6 protein-coding genes are annotated in these 7,159 nt (G+C 40.5%); 4 read left to right on the top strand and 2 right to left on the bottom strand.

Annotated elements, in window-relative coordinates:
• Positions 1-505: 505 nt before the first annotated feature.
• Positions 506-1,165, top strand: a complete 660-nt coding sequence (locus IQ264_RS30670; RefSeq protein ID WP_193986197.1) for an ankyrin repeat domain-containing protein — start codon at positions 506-508, stop codon at positions 1,163-1,165.
• Positions 1,166-1,304: 139 nt separating this feature from the next.
• On the opposite strand, the gene IQ264_RS30665 is transcribed toward IQ264_RS30670, so the two are convergent.
• Together IQ264_RS30665 and IQ264_RS30660 are read right to left on the bottom strand one after the other, a co-directional pair.
• Complete coding sequence (locus IQ264_RS30665) at positions 1,305-1,763, bottom strand: DUF29 domain-containing protein (protein ID WP_193986195.1); 459 nt, start codon at positions 1,761-1,763, stop codon at positions 1,305-1,307.
• A 32-nt stretch (positions 1,764-1,795) separates the two neighbouring features.
• Complete coding sequence (locus IQ264_RS30660; RefSeq protein WP_193986193.1) at positions 1,796-2,011, bottom strand: hypothetical protein; 216 nt, start codon at positions 2,009-2,011, stop codon at positions 1,796-1,798.
• 248 nt (positions 2,012-2,259) lie between these two features.
• Here IQ264_RS30660 and IQ264_RS30655 point away from each other — a divergent pair, with 248 nt between their 5' ends.
• The 3 genes from IQ264_RS30655 (at position 2,260) to IQ264_RS30645 (ending at position 7,064) form a co-directional block, all read left to right on the top strand.
• Complete coding sequence (locus IQ264_RS30655) at positions 2,260-3,606, top strand: hypothetical protein (RefSeq protein WP_193986190.1); 1,347 nt, start codon at positions 2,260-2,262, stop codon at positions 3,604-3,606.
• 63 nt (positions 3,607-3,669) lie between these two features.
• Positions 3,670-4,533 (top strand): hypothetical protein, encoded by an 864-nt coding sequence (locus IQ264_RS30650; RefSeq protein ID WP_193986188.1) that lies wholly within the window; start codon positions 3,670-3,672, stop codon positions 4,531-4,533.
• Positions 4,534-4,595: 62 nt separating this feature from the next.
• On the top strand, positions 4,596-7,064 hold the full coding sequence (locus IQ264_RS30645; RefSeq protein ID WP_193986186.1) for a UvrD-helicase domain-containing protein: 2,469 nt from the start codon (positions 4,596-4,598) through the stop codon (positions 7,062-7,064).
• The last annotated feature ends 95 nt before the right edge of the window (positions 7,065-7,159 follow it).

The following is a 7,159-nucleotide window of genomic DNA, read 5'->3' as shown; positions in this document are numbered from 1 at the left end:
CCACTGCCACCAAAATCCAGAGTTAGCGTTATTTCGGGATAGGCTAGCTTTGTTAATCTGCCCATTGCATCTGTTCTCGATTAGTTGATTTTTAAGAATTGATTTCAACTTATCAAGCTATTCAATATTAATTGATATGCCAAAAGTGATTTTTTCTTCTATCGCTTTTGACGTAAATGTAATTGGAGGAAAATAGTAGGGATGTAGTAGGGTTTATGCTGTTTAGAGCTATCTTTTTATCCTCGGTTTTCCCTACCATTTCCCTTCACCAGATTACCCAAAATTCCCTCTCCCACACGGAGCAAGCAGTGGCGGAATGTACATCTCTACTTTCGTAGAATAATTAGTCGCCGCCACCGCTTGTTGGGGGTATCCCCCAAACCCCCAACAAGGCTCAAAACTAGCTGGCGCTGATATAAGCCGCTTGCGTAGTAATGAAAAAATATACACAGTAAGGGTGAAAAAAAAAGTTTTATAGTTGATTTAGGATTAAGGGTTTAGAGCAATGACTGCTAAATGGGACGGTATCACCTCTTCAGAGGTACTTCGGGACGATGAGGTTGTGATTCGCCATGCACTTGCAGATGCCGCAAAGCAATATAACTGGAAGAAAACTCAATTCATTCTTGATGAGCGTCCAGATTTGATCAATGTGACTCGTCCTGATGGGCGATCGTTATACACCCCTCTCCATCAAGCTGCACATGGAAATGCACCAATGGAAGTAGTACAGCAGATGGTAGAAATAGGTGCATGGCGAACGTTACGGAATACTGACGATGAAAGAGCAGTGGACATCGCCAAGAGAAAGGGACATCAGTGTTTGGTTCAGTTGCTAGAGCCAGTTTACAAAACACATATTTCTCACACAACACTTCACAAAATTCAAATTCATTTCCACGAAATCATTCTTGGTCGAGCAGGTGATTTGGTTAAAAAATTTAGGCTGAGGCTCCCAGAGTTAGAACCGTTGCTAGAAATAGAGCAACCTCGAATGTGGTTTCCTGTTCCTGGGATGTATGGTGGATTTAGTTATTGGCTTGATGGTGAGGGGAAAAATGCAAAGTTGATTTCTGAGAGCTGGTGTCGTGTTGTTGGTGGATCGGGTCAGCGTCATGAAATTACCAGCAGGGAGGGAAAATTAGTTGATAAAGGCTTTGTTTAAACTTACGGGTGTAGCCGCAACCTAACCAGTCGCTGCACCGAATGACACCACTCATCGAACTCTTCTGTTGTGAGCATACTGGCTTGAGTGCTTAAGGCTACTCGTTCTCTGACTGCACGGCTTTAAACTTCCTCGAAGGTTAGTCAGTGTGAGGGGGTCGAAAGGGATACCAATTCAGATCGAGTAATTGCTCAAGTGTGTAGGGACATTCTGAGGGAAATTCAACAGTGCCTCCAGTTTTTAATTTTAATTCCCCATAAGCTTCTTCATAAATCGAGTTTAATTCCTTTGCTAAATGGTTTCGTAAAGTAGTAGTAAGCTTTCGGTTTAATTGTCGGCGAAAGGCATAAATTTCACCTTTCCAATGGTTGTAATTTTCTTCAGATTTGTAATACTCTAGCTTTAATAAATGTTTGATAATCTGAACCAAAAGGCTAACTACAGCGTTTCTTTTCTCACTGCCCAAGTCTTGCAACTCCTCAATTAAATTTTCTAAATCTAAAGCATTAAACTGACGATTTTTCAGTAATTCAATGGTTGACTCTAACCACTCAAAATCATCAGTTTCGTAGAGAGTTTTTAAATCGATAACGCTCATAAATTTTTGTGTTTACAGTTGGTAATTTTGTTTTAACCTGCTCGGCGTACCTTTTCTCTGACAGCATTGGTGATTAGCGATCGCAGGAATACAACTCTCTCTGCTTGAGGCCAGCTATTCAGTTCTTCCATAACATCAACTGGCAGTTTAACGAAAGCTGCTTTTTTAGCTAACTTTTCATCACTGCCATAAGGTTTAAACTTTTGTTTCTCAAACTCTTCCGTCATCACGGGTTTTAGGTTAGCCATAGCATCTCCCATAAAAGTATGTTTACTATCAGCCTACCCCATTTTATCCCAGTTGATAAGGATACATAAGCTTATTCTATCTATTTATCCCGATTGACAGGGAAATAATAACTTATTTATATCATAATTCCCTATCAACCGGGATATACTAAAGATGTGGTTGATACCCACACAAAACAAATAGGGCGATGTCTCCCGCCAAGAAGTTCATCGCCCTACTAACCCACACATATATATGAGGTACTCCGATGCTATCAGTATTTGCCAGTGAACTAAACTCAACCCAGTCTGAACTCGATACCTTACTTGCTAAAGTAGAAGCGCTGCGTTCTCAAATGAAAAGCCTAAAAGCCGCACAGAATAAGGCTTTTAAAGTAGTAGACCACCTCAAAAATTTAGTTTCCGAACTGCCTGAATTGGCGATCGCAGAACTTAAAAAAGAAATCCTCTCCCTGTTCCCCATCGACCCGGAACCCGCCGAAGTATTCACCAACTTTGTAACTGAAGTCCCCGAAACTGAAGTTACTACCCCAAAAATCGCCAAAAATGAAGAAGTAAACGACCGTTGGAATCCTGCACACTTTGGAGATTTACATTTCAACGCAGAGGACAACGGGCAATTAAACCTACTGCAACCAACAACAACAGAACCACCAGAGCCAGATGATTATCCAAATTTGGCATCCTTTGAGGCTGCTTGGACTGAGTGGAAGATGCAGCAGGAAGGCGAGGCAGAAGAAGAATTAGCCCATGTTTGTGCTAAAGATTTTGCCAAAAATCTGATCGATCTCTCTGGTGAAAACTGGGAACAGCTAAAGGCAGCGTTAAAACCAGTCCGCCAACCCGCACCAGTAGAAGAAGAAGCTCACGATGATGATCAATGGCCTGAAGTTGAACCTGCACCCAAAACTACTGACAACAACTACGCGCAAACTGAATATCTAAACGATACTCTCTGCTACATCAAAAAATATGATGGTGAAGTTTTAGCAGCATACATCGGCACCGCCACCAAGAAATTAGCACAGGAATGGGCAGACTTATTAGTTTTATGGGGCTGTAATGCTAGCGCGAGAAAGGCTGAAAGAATTGGTAGAGGTATTCGGTGGGAAGTAAAAATCACAAAAATTTCAATGGAGCAGTTAATCACCGCCGCTAATAATCATCCCGGTTTATACAGTGGAGTTCCCCAAGGAAATGCAGAATACACAAAAAAGTCAACGACTGGGAACGCAGGAACCAAAGAGAATTTAGAAGAATCAAAAACGCCAGTACCTCAATCAAACTTACAGCCAGAGAAAAGCGAGATTTCTACAGAAGCAAAAGCGGCTGAAGATGCAGAGGTAATTTACAAAGGTGAACAAGCTAAAGCTGATATTCTCCCTAATTACTCCCAACAAAATCAACAGAAAGTTTTCGCAGGTGACTTAATCCGAGTTAAATCAAATTGTCATCACAAATCAGTGATTGGGTTAACTGGAGTTGTCACGGTAGCGAGTCAGGCAGGTTGTATCGCAAAGTTTGAGGAAATCGGTAATAGATGGCTGACTAATGACCAAGTAGAAATTGTGAAAGAGTCAAGACTAGTTGGTTAACAAACAAAATAGGGGGGATTAATTCCCCCTTAACCACGCACATTTTTACCGAGATTAACAACAATGAAAACCGACACAAATCAAGTAGATCTTCAAACTAATGCTAACAGCATTATTACTGTTGATGCTGAACCAATACCCACAACCTCAGAATTAGCAGAAATTACCCCGAAAGAAACAGCAATCGCACCAGTCCCACCCTCCGAGAGTGGTATCAACCAAGCATTGCAGCACTACGGAACAATAATTAATTTTGTCCAACAAATATTTCAACAGGACGTTGATTTTGGGGTGATTCCCGGAACGAAAAAACCGACTTTATATAAAAGTGGCGCTGAAAAGTTAGTTAAATTGTTTGGACTACACCACCGTTTAGAGTTGGTTTCTAAGGTGGAAGATTACACAGGTAGCTGTCATGGGTTAGATTTTCCTTTGTTTGTTTATCACTATAAATGCCAGCTTTTTAATAAAGGTGGGGACATAATCGCAGAAGGAGAGGCAACCTGTTCTAGTGCTGAATGGAAATATAAAAAGCAGGGAGTCCAGGGAATTTGGAACAGCCAAAACACAATCTGTAAAATTTCACAGAAAAGAGCCCTAATTGCAGCCGTTTTAATTGGGGTTAGTGCCAGCGAATTTTTTACTCAAGATTTGGAAGATTTTAGAGACAAAATCGAACAGGAACCCGCACCAAAAACACAGCCAAAAACTGAAACTTCTGGAGAGCTAGGCAAGCAAGAATTAATAGATCAGTCCACTGGAATTATGCAGCAACTTGGCTGGAATAAAATTGTAGCTTCCGCTTTTGCAGAGAAAGTTACTGGCAAGAAAGTTAGATCGGAAATGTCGATTAACGAATTAAATAAATTTATTGCTGGGATGTTGCAAGAACTAGAAAAACAAAATCAGCAGAAAGCAGCTAGTTAATCAAATTTGGGTAGCTGGTTTATCTACACAAACCAGCTATTTTTAATTAAGGAGAATATTAGATGTTAATCAACCGCACAGACAGAAAATATTGGTCACAGGCTGAAGGCGACCAATATTGGATTGATGCAGAAGAATTTCCACAACAACAGCAAGCTAAAACCATGCAGTTATCCACATATCAACAAGCAGTTTTAGATGCGATTAAACAGCGAATTAACACCAATGACCGACCAATTAAAGGCTTACTAATTGAAGCGTTAGCTGGAAGTGGTAAAAGTACCCAATTGTGGTTAATTGCTCAGGTATTAAGCGAATATGGCTATACTCCTTCTGAGTGTCGTTTTGTAGTTTTTGGCAAGAAAAATCAATTAGATTTATCTGCCAAGATGTCAAGTAAAGTTGGTAAAAAATGGGGTAAAAGTGTTAGCACTCTGCATTCTCTATCGTTTGCAATCCTACGCGATGTGTTAGGTCAACCAGCACATCGATTTAAGGTAGAAAACTTTAAGTATAGAAAAATAGCCCAGGACTTTCAATTAATCAGTTATTGGAACGGTAGCCAACGAGAAGAAGGCGAACTAATTAGGGAAAAGAAATGTAAGTCAGCGAGTGACTTTTTAGAAGTAGTTGAAAAACTGCGTCTTTATTGTTTAGATTCCACAGTTGAAAATGTCGTTTATATTAAAGAGCGTCACAAGTTAGAGATTTTTGATTGTGGAGCAGTAGCAATTGCAGCCGAAAAAGTTTTAACTAAAGGGCTACAATTTGCGATAAATAATCTCTGGTTGGACTTCACAGATCAGAGTTGGGTGTTGTGGCACAGACGAAATTTACCAAGTGCTCAGAGTGCAATTACATCTTGGAGAAGACAACTTAAATTTATTGCTGTGGATGAATGCCAAGACACTGACCAGCTACAGATTGAAATATTAGATTTGTTGCGAGATAGCAATCACTCATTTGTTACCTGCGTGGGCGATAAGTGGCAAGCTGTATACGCTTTCAGAGGTTGCCTGAGTGATGGACTAGAGAAAATGCAATCGAGATTTGATTGCGAAAAGTTGCCTCTACCAGTTAATTACAGATGTGGCAGAAGTCACCTTAGATTGGTTAGAGAAATCTTTCCTCACATTAAAATAGAACCACATCAAAATGCTTATGAAGGTCAAATCAGGTGTATTACAGAGAAAGACTTCTTCAGCATATTTGACTCAAAAACTTATGATGATTACTTTGGTATTTGTAGAAAGAATGCTCCATTAGTTTCTTACGCAATTAATCTGCTAACCAATGGCATTCCAGCTAAGGTCAAGGATAAAAACTTGGGGGCAAAAATTGTTGGTTACGTCCAAGATATCTGCAAAACAACTGGTACTGATTACAATGCCCAAACGTTCGCTCATGTTATTGGTAACTATGAACAATTAGAAATATCACGCTTGAATAAATACCCAGATGGTGAGGAACGGATAGAGGTATTAAGCGATTTAATCAATTCAATTGTTGCTCTGTTTGATGCTTATAAACCAACATCAATTGATGCTTGGAAGCAAATTATCGAGCGCATCTTTGACGAAAACGACAACCAATCAGTCGGACTGTTTACTGTTCACTCTGGTAAAGGTGGAGAGGGACGGACTACCTTTATCATTCACCCTCATCTTATGCCCATGTCCCACCGAAAGCAATCAGCTCAAGAAGCACAACAGGAGAGAAACTTGCTTTACGTTTCGCTAACCCGTCCCCTGTGTGATAACACAGATAATGGGATACTTTACTTAGTCCTGCAACTGAAGCAAGGTAAACCGGAGTGGCCTAGCTGGTTGCCTTCGGATTATCGCCAGCTTTACAAGTTTGCAGGTGAGGAACCTTACGCTAGTGAGACAACCTCTGATGATTTGGTCGCAGACCAAAAAGACCAACATTCCACGAAAGAGGAAACATTACCTGATTTGGTCGCTGACCAACATTCCAGCAAACTAGAACCCGATGTTATACCAGATGCGACCAACATCGATCAACTATCTAGCACACTGGAGGGATTAGAGGAAGCATTACATCATTGCGTCGGGGACTGGTACGGAACTGCTCAAGTCTTACGGTTGATTAAGACTGAATTATCCGGTGGTGATTTTCCGTCATACTGTAAGGACAAGTACGGTTGGTCAAAGAGGCATTGCGATCGTCTAATTGCTGCGTCGGTAGTTGTGGATAACCTAATAAACGCTGGACTGGTTAGAGGTGAAATCCCTAACGAATCTGTTATCCGTCCGCTCACATCTCTTGACCCATTCGAGCAGACAAAAATTTGGGGGTTAGCGGTAAATTACGAGCGCATCACAGCTAATTTAATAGAGCAATTGAAAGCAGAAGTTCTCACCCAAACTATCGATAAAGTTGAATTAATGGACAAGCTTATAAACAAGTTTGGCATTGAGTATTTAGTACAAATGCTTCAGTGTAATTCAGAAGAAGAAGCAAGCGATAGCACTAAGACCCACATTCCGCAGATATTAAAGGAAAATTGATCATTTTCTAAATTGAAGAACGTAAACCCTGAAATGATTAGCTGGTAATCATTTCAGGGTTTTTTGCCCTAAAATAAACTCGTTGGTGAGCAAGA

The sequence above is a fragment of the [Phormidium] sp. LEGE 05292 genome (assembly GCF_015207735.1).
In the GTDB taxonomy this organism is placed as follows: domain Bacteria; phylum Cyanobacteriota; class Cyanobacteriia; order Cyanobacteriales; family Aerosakkonemataceae; genus Floridanema.
Note: the sequence above shows the minus strand (reverse complement) of the source record. Positions and strands in the feature narration are given on the sequence as shown.